This is a genomic window from Natrinema ejinorense (assembly GCF_002494345.1).
Lineage (GTDB): Archaea > Halobacteriota > Halobacteria > Halobacteriales > Natrialbaceae > Natrinema > Natrinema longum.
In genome coordinates this window covers 3,626,406-3,648,519 of sequence record NZ_NXNI01000001.1, presented here as the reverse complement: position 1 = coordinate 3,648,519, position 22,114 = coordinate 3,626,406, and the positions used below count along the sequence as shown (strand labels likewise).

Here is a 22,114-nt window from a genome sequence, read left to right as displayed (position 1 = left end):
ACTAGAAATGGATATATTATTTGTCGTAGTAGGTTAGTTCTGTTTAGATCGAGTCTAAATTGCGACCGAGTCGGCTGAGACTGGATCGGGTGACGCCACCGCACGCGAGCGACACCGGCCGGAGACCACCCTGGTTACCGGAAGCGTTCGCTCGCGGTCACGGGTGATACCCAGTTCCGGAAATAGACATAATTAAATGGAATAGCGGCGCAATAAACAACACCACTACGCCATGGCCCAGGACTCGGACCACAGTACGGGGGAGCGGGGCGATCTATCGCAGTTTCGGAAGAATCGGTTCTTCAGCGGGAAACTGATGACCCCCCGCGATATGGAAGCGGAACAGGAGTATCACGCCGAGCGATTGCACGCCCTCTCCCGGTTCGTGGTTGGGAGCGGAATCGTCCACGGCCTCGAGATTCGATCGATCGACGAGACCGACGACGGACTCGAGGTGACGATCGAACCGGGGTTGGCGCTGGACGGGCGTGGTCGTCCCATCGTCGTCGAACAGGTGACGACGAAGTCGCTCCCGCGTCCCTCGGCGAACGAGCTATCGCTCTATATCGAGTACGAGGAGGTCTCGCTGGAAACCGTTCCCGTCCCGAACACGGACGACGCCATCGACGCGGAGTCGACGTCGAACCGGACCGTCGAGGTCTTCGAACTGACGTATCGAGAGACGGCCGAAGACGAGCGACCACAGCTGCCGGACGTCGAGATTCCGTCCGTCGGGAGCGACGGTCCCGACGCCGAAACCATATCCCGCCAGCTCCTCGAGCGGTATCACGACCAGTACCGGTCCTCGATGCCCCCTAAAACGGAGACGCCAGTCTTCCTGGGCTCGTTCGAACGGACGCCCGACGGCGTCTGGACGGAATCCACGGAGCCGGCTCCACGGGAGTTCGCCTACGATCACGACCTGCTCTTCGCGACGATCATCGACCACGTCACCGACACCGACAATCCACATCGGACGCCGGTCGAACGGGAGCCCCCCGACATCCCGGACGGTATCGGGGAGATCACCGATCGACTCGACGCCCTGGAGACCGAGCTGGGACGGGTCAAACGGGACCAGACCGCGCTCACCCAGTACGTCATGCGGAAGACGCTCAAGGACAGAGCCCGGTTCTTCGACGAGTTGGCCGATCGGTTAGCACAGCAGACACGCGAGGGGAGTCGGCTCGCCCGCGAAATCGCCACCGTCTCCCGCACGAACGGCGAGGAGATCTGTGACAGCGAGGGCGCGTACCGCCGACACCTCCAGGAGATCCTCGAGCACCTGATAGACCTCGGTGACCATCTCGAGGGTGCGACGACCGAAGCCAGCCTCGAACGGTACCTCAAATCCGTCTCCGACCTCCAGTCGGCACTCGAGAACGATGACCCCGTCCTCGAGTTGGCCGAGATCCAGGATCGGGTCTGCGAGGCCGCCGACTCGCTGGACGTGCTCGTCGACGTCGTTCCAAACGAGTGAGACGGTCTGCTACCACTGGGGTCTGGCCCGCCCACAGCAGGTCGCGGGCGCGCCGGCGCTGATCCACAGGAGTCCGTCTGAGACGCCGGTCGGCTCGAACGCGGCCCTCGAAACGATCACTCGAGCAAGAGGAGGCTCGGGTTCTCGAGGTACTCCATGACCGTGTTCGTAAACGCTGCACCGACGGCCCCGTCGATCAGCCGGTGATCGAACGACAGCGAGAGGGTCAGCACGGATCGCGGTTCGATCGACTCGGAGCCGTTTTCGTCGGTTACCACGCGCGGTTTGCGCTTGATTTCGCCGATCGCGAGGATTCCCGCCTCGGGGTAGTTGATGATCGGCGTCGCGTACTCGCCGCCGATGCCCCCGACGTTGGTGATCGTGAACGTCGACCCTCGGAGTTCGTCGGGGCTAATCGTCCGGTCGCGAGCCTTCTGGACGACCTCGTTCATCTCCGAGGAGAGCTGTAACAGCCCCTTCCGATCCGCGTCTTCGACGACCGGTACCATCAGCCCGACATCGGTCGCGGTGGCGACCCCGATGTTGTAGTAATCGCGGTAGACGATCTCCTCGTTTTCCTCGTCGATGACCGCGTTCATCTCGGGGTACTCTTTCAGCGCCGCGACGACGGCCTTCATGATGAACGGCATGTAGGTCAGCCGGATGCCCCGTTCCTCGGCGCGCGGTTTGAGGTCCTCGCGGGCCGCGACGAGTTCAGTCACGTCAACCTCGTCGTGGTGAGTGACGTGGGGCGCGCTGTACTTGGACTCGACCATCGCGTCGGCGATCGTCTTGCGCACACCCGTGAACGGCTCGCGGCGTTCGCGCTCGCCCTCGGCGAACTGGGCCCCTTTCGTACCGACCGATTCGCCGGCCTCGACCGCCTCCCTGTCGGCTTCCTGGGCCTGTCGCTGGGCGTCGGCGTACTCCTGGATCGCTTCCGGCGTGACGAACGCCTCACCGTCGCGCTCCTCGGTCGCCGGGACGGCGTCGATGTCGACGCCTTCCTCCTGGGCGATTCGTCGGGTCGCCGGCGCGGCCAGCGTCCGCTCGCGGTCGGCCGACTCGACCCGCGTCGGCGTCTCGGGTCGCCCGGTGCTCGAGGACGCAGTCGCGTCCTCGGGGGTCGTCTCCTCGGCGGCACTGGCACCAGCGCTGCGGCCGGTCGAATCGGCCGTCCCGGATGCGGCCTCGCTTGCCGCCGCGCCGGCGCTCTGTGACTGCGACCCTGCCGGTTCGCCGCTGGAGTCGCCCGTCGCCGCCTGCACGTCGGCCGCAGTGATTCGGCCGCCGGGGCCGCTCCCCTGGATCCTCGAGAGGTCGACTCCCTCCTCGCGAGCCATGCGGCGCACGCGCGGCGGAGCGAAGACGCGATCGTCCGGCGGTGCGACCGCCTCGGTGTCGGCCCCGGTCGCGCCGGGGTCGCCGGCGGGTTCGCTCGTCGTCTCCTGCTCCGATTCGGTCGGCGCCGCAGCGCCCTCGCTCACGGCTTCGCCGTTTGCGTTTTCCGAGGCGCGCGGTGCCTCGCTCTCCTCGCCCTCTACGTCGAACGAGATGATCACGGTCCCGACCGGGACGACCTCGCCTTCCTCGACGTGTAACTCGCGGACGGTGCCGTCGACCGGCGCGGGAACCTCCACGAGGGCCTTGTCCGTCTCGACCTCCGCGACCGGCTGGTCCTCCGTGACCTCGTCGCCCGCCTCGACCAGCCACGAGACCAGTTCGCCCTCCGCGACTCCCTCGCCGACGTCCGGCAGTTCGAACTCTCTGACCATGTTAGAACTCCACGGCGTCTCGAATCCCGTCCTCGATGCGTGCCGCCTCGGGCAGGTAGTAGTCCTCGAGCGCGTACAACGGGAACGGCGTGTCGAAACCCGTGATACGCTCCACCGGCGCTTCCTGATAGAGGAGCGCTTCTTCCTGTAAGGTCGCGGTGATCTCCGCACCCAGCCCGCCGGTCTTGGGTGCCTCGTGGACGACCGCCGCGCGACCGGTCTTCTCGAAGGACTCGACGATGGTCTCCTCGTCTAACGGCGAGAGAGTCCGCAGGTCGACGACCTCGGCGTCGATCCCTTCTGCTTCGAGGTTCTCCGCGGCCTCGAGCGTCGGTCGGGTCATCGCGCCCCAGGTGTAGACCGAGATATCGCTTCCCTCGCGGCGGACGGCCGCCTCGCCGATCGGCACCTCGTAGGACTCGTCGGGGACCTCCTCGCGGAAGGCCCGATAGATGAGCTTTGGCTCGAGGAAGATCACCGGGTCGGGACTGCGAATCGCGCTGATCAGGAGTCCCTTGGTGTCGGAGGGCGTCGACGGGATGACGACCTTGAGTCCGGGCTGGTGGACGAACATCGCCTCCGTCGACTCGGAGTGGTGTTCCGGCGCGCGGATGCCCCCGCCGTAGGGGGCCCGGATGACCATCGGACACGTGAATCGCCCGCGCGAGCGCGTCCGCAGGCGCGCCGCGTGGGAGACGATCTGATCGAACGCGGGATAGATGAACCCCAGGAACTGGATTTCGGGAACCGGCCGCATCCCGTAGGCCGCCATCCCGATCGCCGTCCCGACGATGCCCGACTCCGCGAGCGGGGTGTCGACGACCCGGTTCTCGCCGAACTCGTCGTAGAGCCCTTCGGTCGCGCGGAAGACGCCGCCGTTCTTGCCGACGTCCTCGCCCATGACGACGACGTCGTCGTCGCGTTCCATCTCGGTGTGCAATCCGTCCCGTACCGCCTGTACCAGCGTGAGGTTTTCTGAGTCTGCAGCCATGGTATCACTCCAGCAGCGCGTCGTCGCCGTGATCCTCGCGGATCGATTCGAAGTACTCGAGCTGTCGTCGTAATCGTTTGGGCATCCCCTCGTAAACGTGGGCGAAGATCTCCTCCGGCTCGGGCCGTTCGACCGACTCCGCGCCGTCGATGGCGTCGGCGACCGCCTCCTCGATCCGGGATTCGATCGCGTCCACCCGTTCGTCGTCGAGCATGCCGTTCGAGCGCAGATACGTCTCGAGACGCGGAATCGGGTCTTTCTGCTTCCAGCGTTCGACCTCCTCGTCGCTCCGATAGACGGAGGGGTCGTCGGCGGTGGTGTGGGCACCAAACCGGTACTGAACCGCCTCGATGAGCGTCGGGCGCAGTTCGCCCTGACCGGGGTTTTTGGCCTTTTCGACGGCCTCCCTGGTGACTTTATACACCGCAAGCGGGTCCATCCCGTCGACCTGGACCCCCTCGAAGCCGTAGGCGGTCGCCTTCTGGGCGAGGGTCTCGCTTGCCGTCTGGCGCTCGCGGGGCACGGAGATCGCCCACTGGTTGTTGTTACAGAAGAACACGTTCGGCGTGTCGAACACGCCCGCGAAGTTCAACCCCTCGTGGAAGTCCCCCTCGGAGGTCGCGCCGTCGCCGAAGTAACAGACGAAGGCCTTCTCCTCGCCGCGCAGTTTCGAGGCCCAGGCCGCGCCGGTCGCGTGGGGGATCTGGGTCGCGATGGGGACGGCGACCGAGAACATGTTGACGTCCTCGGGGATGTAATTGCCCTGCTCGTGGCCCATCCAGTAGAGCAGGGTACGCTCGAGGGAGAGCCCCCGAACGAGCCCGACGCCGTGTTCGCGGTAGCTGGGGAACACCCAGTCGTCCTCGGCCAGCGCGTGAGCGCTGCCAACCTGTGCGCCCTCCTGACCCGACAACGGCGGATAGGTACCCATCCGCCCCTGTCGCTGGAGGCTGACGGCTCGCTCGTCGAAGCGGCGCACGAGCCGCATCTGTTCGTACATCTCGACGAGTTGGTCTTCGGAGAGATCCGGCACGTCGGCACCTTCGCGGACCCGACCCGCCTCGTCGAGGACCTGTACTCGTTCGCGGGGATCGTGCTGTAGCGTACTCACGGGGAGACCCACCTGTACATACTCGGGGTAACTATCGCTCAGGGTAAAGGAGTTTCCCAAATAGTTTACTATCAGTGAGATTCTTGCCAATCAGCCGTAGAACTACTGTGCGACGGCAGACGCTTCTGGACAGGAGTGAGCGGAAGTGGCTATTTCTTTTTATTTGTCCAATCGGAGAGGTCAAATCGAAGGGTCGACTGGACAAAAGTCGAGTTCGACCACGGTTGGTCCCCGGTGGGAACGGAGAGCCGACGGCGTCGGCCGACGTGTGCTTCCATGATGACCGTCCTCGGTGTCTGAGAGCGTTCACGACTCTCAAAAGGTCCGCGTTAGGCCACGTGGAGGGGGCAATAGGAGCGATGAGAGGAGACGAGACAGTGGTACGCGTATTTTTGATGACCGTCCGTCGCTAGTCCGTGACGCTCGCCTCGTCCGGGTCAGTACGTGCCTCCCGTCTCGCCGCTGCGACGCTTTTGCCCTCCCGCAGGACGGCGTCGACGAACAGTTCGCCGGCCTTGTACGACGAACGCACCATCGGCCCGCTGGCACAGTAGAGGAACCCCAACTCGTCCTCGGCGACGCGTCGCCACGTCTCGTACTTGTCCGGCGGGTCGTAGCGTTGCACCTCGAGATGGTCCCTCGAGGGTCGGAGATACTGTCCCAGGGTGACGATGTCGACGCCGTGCTCGCGGCAGTCCGCCAGCGTCTGGTAGACCTCGTGGTCGTACTCGCCGTGACCGAGCATGATCGAGGTCTTGGTGTAGATGTCGGACTCGCGGTCGACCTGCTCGAGCACCGACAGGGACTGTTCGTAGCCCGCACGGCGGTCCCGCACGGGGAATTGCAGTCGCTCGACGGTCTCGACGTTGTGGGCGATCACGTCCGGGTCGGCGTCGATGATCTTCCGGACGAGTCGCTGTTCGCCCTGGAAGTCCGGAATCAGCACTTCGACGAGGATACCGGGATGGCGGGCCTTGATCTCGCGGATCGTCTCCGCGAAGTGACCCGCACCCTGATCGGGGAGATCGTCACGGTCGACGCTCGTGAGGACGACGTAATCGAGACCGATCTCGGCGATAGCACTCGCGACGTGTTCGGGCTCGTCGGGATCGAGCGGTTCCATCCCGCCGGTTTGGACATCACAGAAGTTACAGGCTCGAGAGCACCGATCGCCCATCAGCATGAACGTGGCCGTTCCACCGCCGTCGGTGCCCGAGCCAGTGTCGTCGGGACCGGACCGACCCGACCAGCACTCGCCCAGATTCGGACAGTTGGCCTCTTCGCAGACGGTGTGCAGGTCGTATTCCCGCAGCGTCTCCCGGATGCCGGCGAACTCCCGACCCGAGGGTGGCCGACTCTTCAGCCAGTCGGGTTTGCGCGCGCGGCTCATATGCCATCGTCGGGCCGCACGGTGAAAAACCGTACTGCTCCGAGCGGCCCGAACCGGCTGGGTCGATCGACACCTCGTGTCGGTGGCGAATCCGTCGTACGGCCAGTAATCAGCCCATTCGCCCGATAGCTTTACGGACAGGTATGGAATAGGCGGAGCCGATGGCTTTCGGCTCGACGCCGGACTGGTTCCACATCAGCGACGATGAGAGCATCGTCTGGGAGAGCCGTCCCCATCCGATCACGATGGGAACCAGGCTTCCGGTCGGAATCGGGCTCGCGCTCGCGGGCTTTCTCGTCGCCGGCTGGAGCGGGACCGACGGCGTCGGGCTCCTGACGATCCTCGGGGTCCTCACGACGGTCGCCGGCACGAGTCTCGCGTTCGCCCGCTACCTCGCCTGGACGAACACCCGCTACGTCATCACCTCCACGGAACTCTACAAGAAACGCGGGATCGTCTCGCGGGACGTCACCCAGTTCCGACTCGAGCGCGTCCAGAACACCAGCCTGCGTCAGACCGGGATCGGACGGCTGCTGGGCTATGGCGATCTGACGGTCTACACCGCCGGCTCCGGCGACCCGGAGTTGACCTTCGAGCGAGTCCCGAAACCGGAGCGGGCGAGCAGTCGGCTCAGCGACCAACTCGAGACCGTCGCGAACGACGGGACGGCCGTCTGACCGATCGGAGGGCGGACCACAAGACCCATTATTCGAGGACGGTCCGTAATCGATACAATGTCCCCGCAGCCGGCAGCGACCGATCGGACCACGGTATCGCGCGGCTCGAGCATCGCGGCGAGTGCGGGACTCGGCGTCTTCGCCGCCGTGATCGGCTATCTCGTGACGTACCTGGTGGTCGGGAGCGAGGTTCGCGGGACCGTCAGCGGTGACGACATCGCCGGGTGGAAGGCTGTCGCCTGGTACTTCTACGAAGCACACATGGTCGATATCGAGGCCACCAGTCAGGTCGGTTCCTTCGGCGGGCGGCGTATCCTCTCGCTCATCGCCGACTCGAGCGCCGCAGGTGTAGACCTGTTGTACGTGCTTCCACCGCTCGTGTTGGTCGGGGTCGGCGCGTTTCTCGCCGTCCGCTGGTCCGTTACCGATCTCGGCGACGCCGTCGTCGCCGGCGCGCCGGTGACGATCGGCTACGCCGTGGTCCTCGGTCTCGGCGCGGTCGTCGCCGAAGCGAACACCGAAGCGTCCGCGTTGGGGATCGAGGCGACCGGGTCGATCGGCCCGGTGCTCCTGCCCGCGATCGTGCTCGGCGGCGTCCTCTATCCGCTGGTGTTCGCCACTGCCGGTGCTGCGATCGTCGCTGCGGTCACCGATCGATAGACCGCGACTCGAAGGAAACGCCTTTGCCCTGCCGCTCCCCGTGTCCGTGTGATGGAGGTCGCCGAGGTTCTCCCCGAATTCGCCGACGCCTTTGCCTTCGAGGAGTTCAACCGGATGCAACGCGAGGCACTGCCCGCATTACTCGAGTCCGAGGACAACGTGGTCGCGAGCGCGCCGACCGCCTCGGGGAAGACGGCGCTCGCGGAGTTGGCGATCTGTAAGTCCCTCGCCGAGGGGGGCACTGCGCTCTTTATCGCCCCGATGCGTGCGCTCACGAACGAGAAGGAAGACGACTGGGACCGCTTCGAGGAACTGGAGTACTCGGTCTACGTCGTCACCGGCGAGCGCGACCTGAATCCTCGTCGCGCGCGCCGGGCGGACATCCTCGTGATGACCCCCGAGAAACTGGACTCGGCGACCCGGAAACACGATTCGCGCCGGTACGACTTCGTCACGGATATCGACGTCTGCGTCATCGACGAAGTCCACTTGCTGGACGCGGATCGGCGGGGCTCCGTGCTCGAGGTGACGATTTCCCGCCTCCGCCGACTCTGTGAGCCCCGGATCGTCGCGCTCTCGGCGACGATGCCCAACATCGACGACGTGGCGGCGTGGCTGGGTGCTCCCGAGGAAACGACCTTCGAGTTCGGCGAGGAGTACCGGCCCGTCGAACTCAACGCCGGCGTCAAGACCTACACCCACGGCGACAACTCCTTCGCCGACAAGTACCGCCGCCTCTACCGGGCGCTGGATCTCGCGGAACCGCACCTCCGCGAGGACGGCCAGTCGCTCGTCTTCGTCTCCTCCCGACAGGACACCGTTCAGGCCGCCAAGAAGGCTCGCGACGAGATCGCCGAACGGGATATTCCGATGGGGGCTCGCGGCGACTACGATTTCCACACGGAATCGAAAGACGAGATCGACGACGCCACCCTCCGCAAGTCGGTGCTCGACGGCGTCGCTTTCCACCACGCGGGGCTCTCGAAGAACGACCGCGATCTCGTCGAGGAGTGGTTCAAGCAGGGCCACATCGAACTGCTCTTCTCGACCTCGACGCTGGCCTGGGGCGTCAACTTGCCCGCTCGCTGTGTGGTCATCCGGGACACGAAACACCACGACCCCCTCGAGGGCGAAGTCGACATGAGTCCCCTCGACGTGCTCCAGATGCTCGGCCGGGCCGGGCGGCCGGGCTACGACGACGTCGGCTACGGCTGGGTCGTCTGCGATACCGCCGAGGCGGACAAGTATCGACGGCTGCTCCGCGATGGGAAAGAAATCGAGTCCCGCCTCGCGGAGAGCCTCGAGACACACCTCAACGCCGAGATCGCGATGGGGACGATCACCGACCTCGAGGACGTGATGGACTGGCTCGAGACGACCTTCTACTACGTCCGCGGCCAGTCCAGACCCGACGACTACGACTTCCAGAACCTCCGCCAGCGGATCCGTGACTGTCTCGAGGGCTTAGTCGACCGCGGGTTCGTCGAGACGGGTGAGGACCTCTCGATCGAGGCGACGCCCCGGGGCGTGTTGACCTCGAAGTACTATCTCCGACTCGACACCGCGGCCCGCTTTGCGGGGCTGTGCGATCGGGTCGGAAGCGACGGAGACGGCGGGGGAACCGGGAGCGAGGAGTTGACGACCGGTGCCGTCCTCCGGGCGGTCGCGACCGCCGCGGAGTTCGACTCCGTCTCGGCACGCCAGGACGAACGCGACGCGATCGATGCCGTGCTGGTCGGCGAAGAGACCGACGACCTCGAGGCGGGCCAACGGAAGGTGCTCGCGATCCTCCGGAGCGGGGCCAGCGGGACGACGCCCTCGGAACTCCGTAGCGACGCCTGGGTCATCCGGCAGAACGCGACGCGGCTCCTCTCGGCGCTTGGTGCCTTCCTCGACCGCTTCGTCGGTCCCCACGCCGCGAACCTCGCGCGCCGGATCGAGGCCCGCATCGAGAACGGCGTCGCCGAGGACGCGGTCGGGCTGACGGCCATCGACGGCGTCGGGGCCGGCCGTGCGAGCAAGCTCGCGACGGAGGGGCTGTCGACCCCCGGTGACGTCGTCGACGCGGGCGTCGAGGGGCTCGTCGACGCAGGGCTGACCGAGGGCGTCGCCGAGCGCGTCTCCAAGAGCGCCCGGTCGCTCCCCGCGATCGAACTCGAGTGGGGCCAGTTCCCCGAGACCGTCGCGACGGGCGAGAACGAGGTCCGTGAGGTCACAGTTCGAAACGTCGGCGAACCGGCTCGCGCCGGCATCCGAGTGACGGTCAACGGCGTGGAGATGACGAGCACGAACACCTACCTGCGCGACGCGGAGACCGTCCCGGTCGGCGTCTTCGGCGCGGACGCCGAGGAACTCGAGTTTACCGTCAGCGTGGCCTTCCCCGAAGAACCACTGCTCCCGATCGAGGCGAGTCGGACGGTTCGGGTTCGATAGCGACGTCCCCGTCGACCGTCGCCAGGTCGGTCGCTCCGTTCGTCGAATTGCCCCCATAGAAAACGTGGAAACGGAGCCGTCGGCTTCGATTTCGACGCCGCTGTGTGCGCTACTGCGCCGTCAACGCGAGGACGCGGTCTCGGAGTTCCGCGGGCGAAGCGACGACCTCGTCCGCGGACGAGCGGTCGATGTCGCCGTGGGCGGCGACCCGATAGGCGACGACGAACGCGCCCGCTCGAGCCGCTGCCTCGATCCCGTTTTCGGAGTCCTCGACGACGAGACACTCCGCGGCTGGAACCCCGACCTCGGCGGCCGCGTACTCGAAGACGTCCGGCGCGGGCTTGCTCGCCGCGTCGATATCGTCGGCGCTGATGACGTGATCGAACGCGCCCTCGAGGTCGAAGCGCTCGAGGACCATGTCGATCCACTCGTGGGGCGAGGACGAAACGAGCGCGGTGGGGACGCCACGGTCGTTCAGTTCCGCGAGGAGGTCGTGGAGGCCATCGAGCGACTCGGCGCGGTCGGTGTAGATCTCCTCGGCAGCCGTATTGAAGCGCCCGAGGAACTCCTCGCGGGAGAGGGTAGCCCCGTACTCCGCGTCGAGATAGTCGTAGATCTCGCGGAAGTTCATCCCACTCGTCTCGGCGATCTCGACGTCCCGGTCGGGGACGGCCGCCGGGAAGATCTCCTCGCGCTGGAACTCGACCCAGTAGTCCTCGCTGTCGACCAGCACGCCGTCCATATCGAACAACACAGCGGTCATGTCTCCCCGGTATTCGATCGCCCCATATAGCCGTTTGGCAGGCTGAAAGGATGGGCGATCGATCAGCGGACGACCTCGCCGCGTCGCTCGTGTTCCATCTCCGTTTCGACCGCCGCGGCGATTTCCGCGCCGAATTCGCGCTCGAGCACCCACAGCGCCAGATCGATCCCCGCAGTGACGCCGCCAGCGGTGAGGACGTTGCCGTCGTCCACCACGCGCGCGTCGACCACGGAGCCGGCCGCCGCCTCGAGATCGTCGACGGCGACCTGATGCGTGATCGCGGGTCGCCCCTCGAGAACGCCCGCCGACGCCAGCACCATCGCCCCGGTACAGACGGACGCGATCGTCGTGCCGGCCCCCGACCGCTCGCCGACGGCCGCCGGCAGGCGTCCGTCGTCGACGGCGGCCCGGACCCCCTCGTCGTCGGTCGTCCACCCGCCGCCGGGGACGACCAACAGATCGGGCTCGCCGAGGATCCCGTCGGGTTCGACCCGGAGGCCGTGGCCCGCGGTCACGCGATCGGTCTCCGCGAGCGTGACCAGCCGCGTCTCGAGGGGTGCGCCGGCCTGGGCCCCGTTCTGGAAAACTTCGTAGGGACCGATCGCATCGAGTTCGTCGAAGCCATCGAACAGCACGATTTCCGCGGTCGTCTCGCTCATAGTCGATACTCGCAGGGGATCCTGAAAGCCGTTGTGTCGAGACGGATGCACCCTCGCGGATGGGTGCCCGATCCGATCGTCCGCCGCCGAACCAGCAACGCAATTACACCCTCAAACCGCACGACTGCGGGGCGAATTTTGAACGGAGTTGGACCCGATGGTGGACGCAGTTGAGTGGGAACCGAGCGGAGTTACAACCGACTTCGAAGGGAGTTGCGTCGGAGTTCGAAAAACGCCCTTGAGGGCGTCTCGAGTGGGTTCGGATGCAATGGTTCGAACACCAACGCGAATCGGCGTCCTGTGTCTGACCGTCCTGCTCGCGACGAGCATCGGCGCGGCGGCAGCCGCCGGCGCGACGACTGGATCAGCGGTCGACGCGGCGCTACAGAACGATGGAATGGACGACGGAACGAACGAGAGCGATATGAACGACGGCGATAGTATGGGTGATGATTCCATGGACGACGGCGATAGTATGAGCGACGATTCCATGGACGACGGCGATAGCATGAGCGACGATTCCATGGACGACGGCGATAGCATGGACAACGAGGAGGAGATGGAAGAAAACGACTCCATGGACGACGGGGACGGAGCAGACGAGATGGACGAAAGCGACGGTGACGAACTCGGCTCCGCCGGCATAGCGATCGTCGGAATCCTCGCAGCCGCGGGGGGCCTGGGGATCGTTGCGGTTCGCCGACGCGAGTGATCACAGCGGAGAGACCACCACTCACCACATCAGTACACCATGATTCCGTTCCTGTCCCGACTCTCGAGTGCACGCGCGACCTGGCGCATGCTCACCGCGACGATCGCTGCCGTCGGCGCTGTCGCTGGCTCGTTCGCCTACGCCGGGTTAACGCCCCAGTTCGTCGGCGAACCGGCCGCAACGTTCGTCGTCGACGTCATGCCGGCCGCGATCGTCAACGCCGTCCTCGATACCCTTGGCTCGCTCGCGGAACCCGCAAGCTTCCTGCTGGCGCTGACGCTCGTCACTGTCGGCCTCTCCATCGTCGTCTTCGGCGCGCTACAGCTCGAGGCCGTCGCAGACGTTCAGTATCTCGCGGTTTCGCTCTCCGGCGGTCTCGTCTGGCTGGTCACCGCGCTGGCGACCGGTGTGCCGGTCGCCGCAGTCGCAGCCGGCGTCCCGGCCGCGACGATCGTCGGAGTCGTCGAGGTCGCCGCCGCGCGTGACCCCCTGAGCGTCCGCCGGGATCGTACCGTCGACCGTTCGAAACGGGCGACGCTCCAGGCCGGCTTCGGTACGCTCTCGCTGTCGGGCCTCGCCTACGTCGCCGGTCGGCGGCGAACGCCCGACTCGAGCGTGCCCTACCTCGACGGCGGGAACCGACCGCCGGTCGCCGAGCGGGCGCTGTTGACCCAGGCCGGCGACGACGCGTTCGATCTCGCGAACGCACCGGGGCTGATCAGCGAGATCGGCGACTTCTACACGGTCGACATCAACACCATCGACCCGATCGTCGAGCAGGAGGACTGGTCGCTGTCGATCACCGGCAGCGTCGACGCCGAATTCGACCTCTCGTACGACGAGCTTCGGGACCGGACCGCAGACCGGTTCTACAGCACGCTGCGCTGCGTCGGCGACGATCTCAACGACCGCGAGATGGACACCGCCGTCTGGACCGGCGTGCCAGTGACGGACTTGCTCGAGGAGGCCGGCCCCGACGAGTCGGCCACGTACGCCGTGGTCCACGCCGTCGACGATTACTGGAACACGATCAGCCGCGAGGCCCTCGAGCGCTCGTACGTCGTCTACGGGATGAACGGCCGCGTGCTGCCACGCGAGCACGGTCACCCCGTCCGCCTGCTCGTCCCGGGGAACTGGGGCGAGGTAAACGTCAAGTGGATCAGCGAAATCGAACTCGTCGACGAGCGCCGGGCGGGCTACTGGGACGAACGCGGCTGGGACGGCACCGGCGAGGTCGAAACCGTCGCCAAGATCTGGTCGGTCGACCACGGCGACGACGGGACGGTCACCGTCGGTGGCCACGCGTACGCGGGCCTCGAGGGAGTCGAGACCGTCGACGTCTCGATCGATGGCGGCGACACCTGGACCGAAGCCGAGGTCTCGGCACCCCTCGAAGGCGAGCCCCGAGACGTCTGGCGACAGTGGCGATACAGCTTCGAGCCGACCGCCGACAGCCACGAGGTCGTCGCTCGAGCGATCGACGGAACCGGCGCGGTCCAGACCGAGGAGCCCTCGGGATCGAAACCGGACGGGGCGACCGGCTGGGTCTCGCGAACGATCGACGCATGAGCCAGGAGTCGATACGCTCGGTCACGACGCGTCGACGGTGTTACCGGCCGCGAGCGCGTCGGCGACCGCAACGACGCCGTGGCCCGAGCGCGAACCGATGACCGGTCCGTCGTCGCTACGGTCGCGTTCCACCTCAGTATGGGGATGCTGTATACCGACGCCCCCGGCGCGATTCTCGTCGCGACGGGGTTGCGAGGGCTGCAGTTCGTCGCCCTCTGCTTTCTCACCTGGGCGACGCTGCGATGAGGGCTGCTACCGCAGCGTCACGTAGGCGAGAAACGTCAGCGCGACGAACTGCAGGCCCCGCAGCAGGGCAACGACTTGCTGTACCATCGGGTCCGAGGCGTAGAACATGCCCGAACTGAAAAAGAAGTAGATCGCCACCGCGTTCTCGAGGGCGAGGACGACGCTGAAGGCCAGCAAGCCGGCGACGAGCGGGGTCTTGAACCGCCGGTAGTTTTGCACCCAGACGTAGGTGAGGGCTGCGAGCAAGAGCAGATTCCCACCCGAGAGGACCGCTGCCGCCGTGATTTCGGTTGACATTGCCATCGGTATCACTCCAAGTGCTCCGTGATCGTTTCGAACTCGTCCCAGTGATGCATGAACTGGTCAGTCAGGAAGTACAACTCGCCGTAGCTCTGTCCGCCGCGCTCGACGACATCATGGTCCGCGAGCATCTCGAGGTGGTGGCGGATCGTGTTGTAATCGACCTCGAGCGTTCCGGCCAGCTGGTTGGCGTTGCGAGGTTTGTCCTCGAGGGCCCGGATGATCCGTGCTCTGTTCTCGCCGCCGCGCGTGCCGGCGATGAGGTACCACAACGCCTTCTCCATCGGTCAGGTGCGAGGTTGTCACGAATCGGTGAAAAGAATGTGGATTCGAACCGTGTTCGGAGCAGAACTGCCGTGTGAAAGAGGAGCGATCCGATGCCACGGCCGGTGTCCCGCGCCGAGCGCGCGGCGCGTCGGTCCGCCCGCCACCGAGTCGAGTAGGACGTGTCGGTCCGGGGCGACCCAACCCCGTTCGATCCGCGTTAAACGGGAGACAAACCCGCGAAAACGTCCGTCAAATGGCTTCAAATACCCGAAACTCGAGGTCACGGCATCCCCCCTTCAAGGGGAGGCAGCCACCGAGAGTCGGATGCGAGCTATGAAACGAACAACGCTCATCGCAGTCGCACTGGCGGCACTGATCGCGGCGACCGGCTTCGCTGCCGCAGCGCCCGGAAACGCCCCCGTCTCCGTCGATACGGGCGCGGATAGTACCGACGAACGGCAGGCAAACGGACACGCTAACGACCAGCAGGCGAACGGACACGCTGACGAACGCGACGATCGAAGCGAGAACGGCGCAGCTGCCGACGAACGAAACGGACAGGGACCGAACGTCGATCTCCCCGACCAGGTCCCCGATCACGTCTCCGCTGTCCACGACCGGATTTCGTCGTTCGTGAGCGGAACCCTCGACGGCTCGCTCGGTGACGCAGTCAGCGACGCCACACCGGGTGACGAGGACGAAGCCGAGAGCGACGACGAAGCCGACGACGAAACGGCTGAGGATAGTACCGACGACACCACCGAAAACGACGACGAACAGACCGACGACGAACAGACCGACGACGAACAGACCGACGACGAACAGACCGACGACGAACAGACCGACGACGAACAGACCGACGACGAACAGACCGACGACGAACAGACCGACACCGACGAGTAATCCGACACACCCCACCAATCCATGCTCCCACTCGCTGGGCCGGTCGGACTCGAGGATCGGCTCCTGACGTTCGCCGTGAGCCTGCTGGTTGGGGGCGGTGCCCTCTACGCGGGCACCTACATCGTCTCGGACGCCCGGACCTACGGTCACGCGGTGTTGACCGCGCTACTTGGCGCGCTGGTCTGGGCGCTCCTCGAGCCGGTCCCGCTGCTGGGCGGGCTGTTGGCGATCGTCGCGTGGATCGGCGTCGTCAAGTGGCGATATCGGCTTGGCTGGCTCCGCTCCGTCGGAGTCGGCGTCGCCGCCTGGGCGGCCGCCGTGGTCGTCCTCGCCGCCCTCGAGTTGCTCGGCATCGGCTCGGTCTCGGCACTCGGCGTGCCGGGTGCCTGAATCGACTCCCCGCTGACGCATCCCTCCACAGACACCGCTCCCGCTGACGCATCCCTCCACCCACACCACTCCCGCTACTACTTCTCCGCTGCCGTTCTCCGCTCTCGGGATCACTCATACTGCGACTATCCGATACTGATCGACGAGGCGAGCCTTCTCGTTTCATATTTGTCTATTGTGGGTAGTTTTCGCCGAAATACATGGACAGTTGCGGGGGATTGAACCGACAGTAAACGAAATCAACGGGGGAAGCGGGCCAATCATCGCTGGAGTATATGAGCCAGCGATGGTGGAGTAATCGTAATGCAGTCAATCGACGGGGTCGATCGACGCAATTATCTCAAACTATAGTAGCCACTGAAAGTCACTGCACACCTCATCGCACGACGACGTTTCGATGAATGTGTCCATCGTTTCAGTGGCTACTATAGCTGGTGGTGTGGCTGGCAGTACCGTTGGACTCAGCGGCCGTCTCGGCGGGAACGGAGGTACTGAAGGGCTCGGGACCCAGATTACCGATCAGCCCGGCGACATCACCGATTTCGAGCCCTGCGTCGGACGATTCAGGAAATCCGGGTCAAACCGCGTACCGACGAGGACAGCGCCAGTGACGACGACAGCTCCGAGAACGATTTCGAAGACGACGTGTAATTACCACCCTCGCTCGAGCCGAGCGGTCGAAAACGGACCGGTCGAGTATGACACAATCTATATCTGTCCGCGAAACAGATACGTATAAAATGGCTCCTTTCACCGGATCTCTCGTTGCTTTCCTCGTCGCACTACTTGTCGGCGGGTTGGCTATTTTCATCAGCGCGAAGCTCGTCGTCGGTGTCGACGACTATTCGCACGCGGTTATCACAGGTCTTCTCGGTGCGGTCGCATGGGCGCTGACCTCGTGGATACCGCTACTTGGCCCGATCATCGCACTGATCGCCTGGGTCTGGGTCATCAAGTGGCGCTACCCCGGCGACTGGGGGACAGCCGCAGTCATCGGAGTCGTCGCCTGGCTCGCCGCGCTCGGCATCCTCTTCGTCCTCAACAGCGTCCTGGGGCTCGGCGTCGGCGCGTTCGGCGTCCCCGGCGCGTAGCGGTCTCCAGTCGATAGCATCCGACCGATATTCGGCGTAAATCCAGGAAAATCCAGTCGACCGATTAGCCAGTTAATGAGGGGAGGCCGTCACCGATCGATCGTGATACAGAGACAAACGATACTGACGATCGCGGTCGCGGTGGCACTCCTCGTCGGCGCAACGGGTGCTGCGACGGCACAGCCAGCCCAGGGTCCCCCGGACGACCTCCCGGAGCCAGTTCCGGGGTTCGTCTCCGACATACTCGGAGCGATAACCGAGTTCATCGACGGCACCGTCGACTTCCTCGGTGACGTCGTTCGGGGACTCACCCCCGCCGGTAACGCAGCCGGATCGAACGGATTCGGGCCGTGATAACTGATTGACCATTTCTGAAGAGACCCGTCGAATATGACGCTATAGTGCCGCTATAGCCCCATCTTCTACTTTCGCATGTTTTAAGCGAGGTGGCAAGTACGAATTCGTATGAACGGTCGCGCCGGCTTGACGGCCGTCGTCGTCGCGGTGCTCCTCCTCGGAACGGGACCAGTGGGAACCGCCACTGGAGCGACGGCCACTGGACAGCCACAACCGAATCCGTTTGCACTCCAGCAGGACCAGATCGACGCGGACGAGGTCCGGATGGACGTCGCAGTCCAGCCAAACGGAAGCGCCGAATGGACCCTCGAGTTCTGGGTTCGCCTCGACAACAACGAGAGTACGACGGCGTTCGAATCGCTGCAATCGGACGTTCGGGACGATCCCGACAATTACACGCAGAATCTCGCCGACCGGATGGACGAGACGGTCGGTGCGGCGAGCAACGCGACGGGCCGAGAGATGTCCGCCGAGGGATTCAGCGTGAGTACCGAACGCCAGTCGCTCGCTCGCGAGTACGGCGTCGTCAGGTACACGTTTCGCTGGCACGGGTTCGCCGCCGTCGAGGGCGAGGAACTCAGGGCGGGCGATGCCATCGAGGGGATTTACCTCGACGACGGAACGCGACTGCTGATCGAGTGGCCGGAAGAATACGAGCGAACGTCGGTCACGCCCGACCCGGACGACGAACGCGACCACGCAGTGATCTGGCGGGGCGGCGAGACCGACTTCGTCTCGTCGGAACCGCGGGTCGTCGTCACCGCCGCGGGAAGCGGACCGAACACGGCGACGATCGCGGTGGCGGCGCTCGTCGCGGTCGGCCTCGGTGCCTTCGGCGTGTGGTGGTACCGCAACCGTCCGTCGACGGGGAACCAAACGGCCAGCGGAGACGGGACGGCCGATCGCGGCTCCGGCCCCGAACCCGCGTCCGGTTCCAGTTCCACGGCGTCGGGGCCGGGGACGAGCGACGGGGCGACGGGAGAGTCGGCGGCAGCCGGCGCGACCGGGCCACCTGACATGGACCTGCTCAGCAACGAAGAGCAGGTCCTCCGCCTCGTCAGAGACAACGGCGGCCGACTGAAACAACAGGCGGTCGTCGAGGAACTGGGCTGGACCGACGCGAAGACCAGCAAGGTCGTCAGCGGACTGCGCGAGGACGGGGACCTCGAGTCGTTCCGGCTCGGTCGCGAAAACGTGCTCTCGCTGCCCGAGGCGGACGACGGGGCCGCGACGAACACCGACGGTGAGGAGACGCAATGAGGCCGGCTCGTCGAGACGGGAGTGGCGACGGGACGCGGGCCCCAAAATCATCGAAATCGGCGGACGGGACCGGATCGAAAATCGCGTTGAATGGCGTTAATCGTCGTTGAACCCGGGCCATCGTCTCGAGCGTATATCAGGACGCAAATACAACACCCGACCAATGAACCGAACCACCTCGATCACACTGACGGCGCTTCTCGTCGTCGCGATGGTCGCAGTTCCCATCGCCGCGGCGAGCGTCGTCTCGAGTGGAGCTGTACAGGACGATCCCGAACCGGACGACGGGGCCGAATCGATCGAACCCGGCGAGCAGCTCAGCGCCGCCGTCGGCGTTCAGAACGCCGAGCTCGAGGGCGACGTCTCGGAACGGGCCTTCGGCATCAGGATCGCAACCGCCGAGAGCAACGAGACGAAGGCGACCGTCGTCGCCGAGCAGTTCGCGGAGAGTGAACGGCGTCTCGGGACGCTCGAGGCCAGACTCGCGGAGCTGAACGAATCCCGGACGGCGGGCGAACTCAGCGAGGGTCGCTATCGCGCGGAGGTCGCCAAAACCGTCGCCGAGATGCGGACGATCGAACGACAGGCGGCACTCGCGGAGCGGACTGCGGTGGAGTTGCCTGACGGCGCGTTCGCCGACCGCGGGGTCGACCGCGAGTCGATCCGAACGCTGCGAGAACGAGCGGGCGAGCTCGGCGGGCCGGAGACCGCGGCAGTCGCGCGGTCGATCGCCGGCGACGACGTCGGCCGTTCCGTCGGGGCCGATCGGCCGCCCGTCGGAGCCGACCGGACGCCGGACGGGGCTCCCGACACCGGATCGCGACCGGACGATGCGGGGAGACCGGAGAACGCGAGCAGCTCCGGACCGCCCCGAAACGGACCCTAATTCGGGTGGCGTTTCTCGACCACGGCCTCGAGAAACGCCACCGTCGTACGCCCACGTTCGGACTGGGGTCGGGCTAACAGTGTTCTGACGCGACGTCCCGTACTCCTATCGATCAGCGTCTCGGACCGCCAGCGTGGTGAGTCAGGTCCCGACGGCATCGGTCGCCCAGTTCCTGTCCGGCACCGAGCGATCACCGTCGATCCACCGATCGGAAACGATCACGAGTCGTCGATAAACACCACATATAGATACGGTTTCTAGATCAAACATATATCGAAGTGAGTATCCGGATCGGTTGTGGCGATGCCTCGGAAACGACCAGTCGAAGTTGCTATCATCGATCGGGTCCGTCGAAGAGCGATTTCGCCGGATTTACCGCGGATCCGTCGCATCGCCCATCTACGGTCCGCAGTCGGACCGATGCTGTGCATCGGGACTCGATTCTTCGCCTTCTCGATGACGGAAAACCACCGAGATCCGCTACAATGCCGTGAAACTCCGCCTGAGAGGAGTGGCTAGGGGACCGCAGCAGATGCGGACCGAATCCTGTGATCAAGTACTAACAGATCATATAGTAACCCAGAACGACCATATATATTATACTTTTTACGGAGCGGCTATCCCGGCGTCGTCCACCGTTCACGCTGCCATCGTGATTACCTAACGCGATTACCGTTTGAAGCATCGAGTAGCACCCGATCGCTGCCGGTCTCGAGCGCGTCGTGACGACCGTCTCGAAACAGCGAGGATTACACACATATGATAGTAAAGGAGTGCTGACCGAACCCGCGAAGGGTCGCGATAGCTGCGAGCCATTCCACTCCCGTCGGCGAGGAAGAGCCACCGGGCGGCCGCTCACGGTTCGGGGAATTCGACTCCCTCGACGCGAATGATCTCGGCCTCGACGTCCTCGAACAGCGCGCCCCACGCGCCGATCGAAACGATTCCCTCGTCGGTCTCGAGGAACAGCGTGACTTGCCCGGCGAGGTCCGTGTAGGTGGGGTTCCGTGGTGGCTCGAGTTGGCCGCCCCACGTCGCCCGGACGAGGTCGCCACGGAGATCGACGCGCTCGCCGGTTTCGGTACGGTGGCCGATCACTTCCAACGTCATTTCCGTTCCGTCGCGGAGCAACGATGCGGTGTCGTGGACGAAGCCCTCGATGCTCACGTACGTCGGCGGCTGGTCCCGATCGATCTGGAGGCGGGGGTTGTGTGCCCACAGACACGTCCGGAAGTACCAGTGCATGATAAACGAGAGGATCTCGTCGCCGATCGTGATGCCATAGGAACGGTCGCTGTGGACGGTCGGCGCGAAGAACGCGTACCGACGGTCGACGATCGCCAGGAACGGCCCCGGAATGGGACAGCGTCGGATCTCGAGGACGCCATCGATTTCGGGAACGTCGGCCCCCTCGGCCTCGTAGACCGCGATCTGAATCAGGATCCCGTTGTCGGCTGCAGTCTCGATCGTCGGCCGTAACTCCTCGAGCTGGTCGGGGGTGGCGGCCAGCGCGACGGAAACGGTCGCCTCGGCGATCGCGTCGGCAGTGCTCCGGAGTACCGTTTCCGTCCGTTTGAGGACGCTGATCCGGGATTCCTTGGGATCCGGCCGCTCCCATCGGTCTTCGATCTCCCCGGCGGCGTCCGCGAGCATCTCGCTTTTTTGCCGCAGCCGATTGAGGACGTCGACCGGTTCGCGCGGCCGTGCATGCAATCGATCGCGGTCGAGGGTCTCGACGAACCCTTCCTCCGCCAGCGAGCGAACCACGTCGTAGATCCGCGAGGACGAAATCGACGACTGCTGTGCGATGTCGACGACCGGCGACGAGCCCGACTCGAGCAACGTCAGGTACGCCTCGGCCTGTTGGCCGGTCAGTCCGGCCTCCTCGAGCGCCCGTCGGAGCGTCTCTGTGTCCATACCTTCTACTACCATCGATACTATAAAAACGTATGTACGATCGATAGTGATATTAATATAACTAGTCGTATTGAAGTATACGAAAACATACAGCTATCGGCCAGGTCACCGCGATGTCGTCCGGTTTTCGCGTGCTCTCTCGTTTCTGTCCCGGCGATACACAAACTATCCGTTAGGTACGTCTCCCGGTATTCCCTGCAGGGCCCCGTTCGCAACTCGAGACGGCCAATCGGAACGCAGTGAGAAGCCGGTCCCACCGACCGATGCGGCGAATATC

Annotated in this window: 22 protein-coding genes; 13 read left to right on the top strand and 9 right to left on the bottom strand. The window is 65.0% G+C overall.

The window, feature by feature from the left end; genetic code table 11:
* Positions 1–232: 232 nt before the first annotated feature.
* Positions 233–1,480, top strand: a complete 1,248-nt coding sequence (locus CP557_RS17850) for a hypothetical protein (RefSeq protein ID WP_097381154.1) — start codon at positions 233–235, stop codon at positions 1,478–1,480.
* Between the two features lie 116 nt (positions 1,481–1,596).
* On the opposite strand, the gene CP557_RS17845 is transcribed toward CP557_RS17850, so the two are convergent.
* The 4 genes from CP557_RS17845 to lipA form a co-directional block, all read right to left on the bottom strand.
* Positions 1,597–3,255, bottom strand: coding sequence for a 2-oxo acid dehydrogenase subunit E2 (locus tag CP557_RS17845; RefSeq protein WP_097381153.1), 1,659 nt, complete (start codon positions 3,253–3,255; stop codon positions 1,597–1,599).
* 1 nt (position 3,256) lies between these two features.
* Positions 3,257–4,246, bottom strand: a complete 990-nt coding sequence (locus CP557_RS17840; protein ID WP_097381152.1) for an alpha-ketoacid dehydrogenase subunit beta — start codon at positions 4,244–4,246, stop codon at positions 3,257–3,259.
* Positions 4,247–4,250: 4 nt separating this feature from the next.
* Positions 4,251–5,357, bottom strand: coding sequence for a pyruvate dehydrogenase (acetyl-transferring) E1 component subunit alpha (gene pdhA / locus CP557_RS17835; RefSeq protein WP_097381151.1), 1,107 nt, complete (start codon positions 5,355–5,357; stop codon positions 4,251–4,253).
* Between the two features lie 409 nt (positions 5,358–5,766).
* Positions 5,767–6,888 (bottom strand): lipoyl synthase, encoded by a 1,122-nt coding sequence (gene lipA, locus CP557_RS17830; RefSeq protein ID WP_281255581.1) that lies wholly within the window; start codon positions 6,886–6,888, stop codon positions 5,767–5,769.
* A 20-nt stretch (positions 6,889–6,908) separates the two neighbouring features.
* On the opposite strand from lipA, the gene CP557_RS17825 reads away from it, so the two are divergent.
* From CP557_RS17825 to CP557_RS17815, 3 genes are read left to right on the top strand one after another with little or no spacing between them, the layout of a single operon-like run.
* Positions 6,909–7,424 carry a PH domain-containing protein gene (locus tag CP557_RS17825; RefSeq protein WP_097381149.1) on the top strand — a complete coding sequence of 172 codons (516 nt, stop codon included), beginning with the start codon at positions 6,909–6,911 and terminating at the stop codon, positions 7,422–7,424.
* Positions 7,425–7,481: 57 nt separating this feature from the next.
* Positions 7,482–8,084, top strand: coding sequence for a hypothetical protein (locus tag CP557_RS17820; protein WP_097381148.1), 603 nt, complete (start codon positions 7,482–7,484; stop codon positions 8,082–8,084).
* Positions 8,085–8,135: 51 nt separating this feature from the next.
* Positions 8,136–10,517: a DEAD/DEAH box helicase gene (locus CP557_RS17815; protein WP_097381147.1), complete on the top strand. Its 2,382-nt coding sequence runs from the start codon at positions 8,136–8,138 to the stop codon at positions 10,515–10,517.
* Positions 10,518–10,626: 109 nt separating this feature from the next.
* On the opposite strand, the gene CP557_RS17810 is transcribed toward CP557_RS17815, so the two are convergent.
* Entirely contained in the window at positions 10,627–11,280 is a 654-nt protein-coding gene (locus tag CP557_RS17810; RefSeq protein WP_097381146.1) for an HAD family hydrolase, read from the bottom strand.
* Positions 11,281–11,342: 62 nt separating this feature from the next.
* Positions 11,343–11,939 carry a DJ-1/PfpI family protein gene (locus tag CP557_RS17805; RefSeq protein WP_097381145.1) on the bottom strand — a complete coding sequence of 199 codons (597 nt, stop codon included), beginning with the start codon at positions 11,937–11,939 and terminating at the stop codon, positions 11,343–11,345.
* Positions 11,940–12,207: 268 nt separating this feature from the next.
* Here CP557_RS17805 and CP557_RS17800 point away from each other — a divergent pair, with 268 nt between their 5' ends.
* From CP557_RS17800 to CP557_RS22695, 3 genes are all read left to right on the top strand, one after another.
* Entirely contained in the window at positions 12,208–12,651 is a 444-nt protein-coding gene (locus tag CP557_RS17800) for a hypothetical protein (protein ID WP_097381144.1), read from the top strand.
* A gap of 39 nt (positions 12,652–12,690) precedes the next feature.
* Positions 12,691–14,220: a molybdopterin-dependent oxidoreductase gene (locus CP557_RS17795; RefSeq protein WP_097381143.1), complete on the top strand. Its 1,530-nt coding sequence runs from the start codon at positions 12,691–12,693 to the stop codon at positions 14,218–14,220.
* A 78-nt stretch (positions 14,221–14,298) separates the two neighbouring features.
* Positions 14,299–14,466, top strand: a complete 168-nt coding sequence (locus CP557_RS22695) for a hypothetical protein (RefSeq protein ID WP_169924406.1) — start codon at positions 14,299–14,301, stop codon at positions 14,464–14,466.
* Between the two features lie 6 nt (positions 14,467–14,472).
* Here CP557_RS22695 and CP557_RS17790 read toward each other — a convergent pair whose 3' ends face one another.
* Together CP557_RS17790 and CP557_RS17785 are read right to left on the bottom strand one after the other, a co-directional pair.
* A complete protein-coding gene (locus CP557_RS17790) occupies positions 14,473–14,769 on the bottom strand; it encodes a hypothetical protein (RefSeq protein ID WP_097381142.1) in 297 nt (98 codons plus the stop codon).
* 5 nt (positions 14,770–14,774) lie between these two features.
* A complete protein-coding gene (locus CP557_RS17785; protein ID WP_097381141.1) occupies positions 14,775–15,050 on the bottom strand; it encodes a winged helix-turn-helix domain-containing protein in 276 nt (91 codons plus the stop codon).
* Positions 15,051–15,366: 316 nt separating this feature from the next.
* On the opposite strand from CP557_RS17785, the gene CP557_RS17780 reads away from it, so the two are divergent.
* The 6 genes from CP557_RS17780 (at position 15,367) to CP557_RS17755 (ending at position 19,920) form a co-directional block, all read left to right on the top strand.
* Positions 15,367–15,936 (top strand): hypothetical protein, encoded by a 570-nt coding sequence (locus tag CP557_RS17780; protein ID WP_097381140.1) that lies wholly within the window; start codon positions 15,367–15,369, stop codon positions 15,934–15,936.
* A 21-nt stretch (positions 15,937–15,957) separates the two neighbouring features.
* Positions 15,958–16,326, top strand: coding sequence for a hypothetical protein (locus CP557_RS17775; protein WP_097381139.1), 369 nt, complete (start codon positions 15,958–15,960; stop codon positions 16,324–16,326).
* A gap of 740 nt (positions 16,327–17,066) precedes the next feature.
* Entirely contained in the window at positions 17,067–17,417 is a 351-nt protein-coding gene (locus CP557_RS17770) for a hypothetical protein (RefSeq protein WP_097381138.1), read from the top strand.
* A 102-nt stretch (positions 17,418–17,519) separates the two neighbouring features.
* The gene (locus tag CP557_RS17765) at positions 17,520–17,771 is read left to right on the top strand and encodes a hypothetical protein (protein ID WP_245853053.1); all 252 of its coding nucleotides are present in this window, start codon (positions 17,520–17,522) and stop codon (positions 17,769–17,771) included.
* 111 nt (positions 17,772–17,882) lie between these two features.
* On the top strand, positions 17,883–19,034 hold the full coding sequence (locus CP557_RS17760) for a DUF7345 domain-containing protein (RefSeq protein ID WP_097381136.1): 1,152 nt from the start codon (positions 17,883–17,885) through the stop codon (positions 19,032–19,034).
* A 163-nt stretch (positions 19,035–19,197) separates the two neighbouring features.
* Complete coding sequence (locus CP557_RS17755; RefSeq protein ID WP_097381135.1) at positions 19,198–19,920, top strand: hypothetical protein; 723 nt, start codon at positions 19,198–19,200, stop codon at positions 19,918–19,920.
* 855 nt (positions 19,921–20,775) lie between these two features.
* On the opposite strand, the gene CP557_RS17750 is transcribed toward CP557_RS17755, so the two are convergent.
* The gene (locus CP557_RS17750) at positions 20,776–21,837 is read right to left on the bottom strand and encodes a TrmB family transcriptional regulator (protein ID WP_169924405.1); all 1,062 of its coding nucleotides are present in this window, start codon (positions 21,835–21,837) and stop codon (positions 20,776–20,778) included.
* Between the last annotated feature and the right edge of the window lie 277 nt (positions 21,838–22,114).

Excerpts from the sequence above, each read along its gene's own strand:
- CP557_RS17850 (WP_097381154.1), top strand. The coding sequence starts at position 233 with ATGGCCCAGGACTCGGACCACAGTACGGGGGAGCGGGGCGATCTATCG.
- CP557_RS17845 (WP_097381153.1), bottom strand. The coding sequence starts at position 3,255 with ATGGTCAGAGAGTTCGAACTGCCGGACGTCGGCGAGGGAGTCGCGGAG.
- CP557_RS17840 (WP_097381152.1), bottom strand. The coding sequence starts at position 4,246 with ATGGCTGCAGACTCAGAAAACCTCACGCTGGTACAGGCGGTACGGGAC.
- CP557_RS17825 (WP_097381149.1), top strand. The coding sequence starts at position 6,909 with ATGGCTTTCGGCTCGACGCCGGACTGGTTCCACATCAGCGACGATGAG.
- CP557_RS17820 (WP_097381148.1), top strand. The coding sequence starts at position 7,482 with ATGTCCCCGCAGCCGGCAGCGACCGATCGGACCACGGTATCGCGCGGC.
- CP557_RS17815 (WP_097381147.1), top strand. The coding sequence starts at position 8,136 with ATGGAGGTCGCCGAGGTTCTCCCCGAATTCGCCGACGCCTTTGCCTTC.
- CP557_RS17810 (WP_097381146.1), bottom strand. The coding sequence starts at position 11,280 with ATGACCGCTGTGTTGTTCGATATGGACGGCGTGCTGGTCGACAGCGAG.
- CP557_RS17805 (WP_097381145.1), bottom strand. The coding sequence starts at position 11,939 with ATGAGCGAGACGACCGCGGAAATCGTGCTGTTCGATGGCTTCGACGAA.
- CP557_RS17800 (WP_097381144.1), top strand. The coding sequence starts at position 12,208 with ATGGTTCGAACACCAACGCGAATCGGCGTCCTGTGTCTGACCGTCCTG.
- CP557_RS17795 (WP_097381143.1), top strand. The coding sequence starts at position 12,691 with ATGATTCCGTTCCTGTCCCGACTCTCGAGTGCACGCGCGACCTGGCGC.
- CP557_RS17790 (WP_097381142.1), bottom strand. The coding sequence starts at position 14,769 with ATGGCAATGTCAACCGAAATCACGGCGGCAGCGGTCCTCTCGGGTGGG.
- CP557_RS17785 (WP_097381141.1), bottom strand. The coding sequence starts at position 15,050 with ATGGAGAAGGCGTTGTGGTACCTCATCGCCGGCACGCGCGGCGGCGAG.
- CP557_RS17780 (WP_097381140.1), top strand. The coding sequence starts at position 15,367 with ATGAAACGAACAACGCTCATCGCAGTCGCACTGGCGGCACTGATCGCG.
- CP557_RS17775 (WP_097381139.1), top strand. The coding sequence starts at position 15,958 with ATGCTCCCACTCGCTGGGCCGGTCGGACTCGAGGATCGGCTCCTGACG.
- CP557_RS17770 (WP_097381138.1), top strand. The coding sequence starts at position 17,067 with ATGGCTCCTTTCACCGGATCTCTCGTTGCTTTCCTCGTCGCACTACTT.
- CP557_RS17760 (WP_097381136.1), top strand. The coding sequence starts at position 17,883 with ATGAACGGTCGCGCCGGCTTGACGGCCGTCGTCGTCGCGGTGCTCCTC.
- CP557_RS17755 (WP_097381135.1), top strand. The coding sequence starts at position 19,198 with ATGAACCGAACCACCTCGATCACACTGACGGCGCTTCTCGTCGTCGCG.
- CP557_RS17750 (WP_169924405.1), bottom strand. The coding sequence starts at position 21,837 with ATGGACACAGAGACGCTCCGACGGGCGCTCGAGGAGGCCGGACTGACC.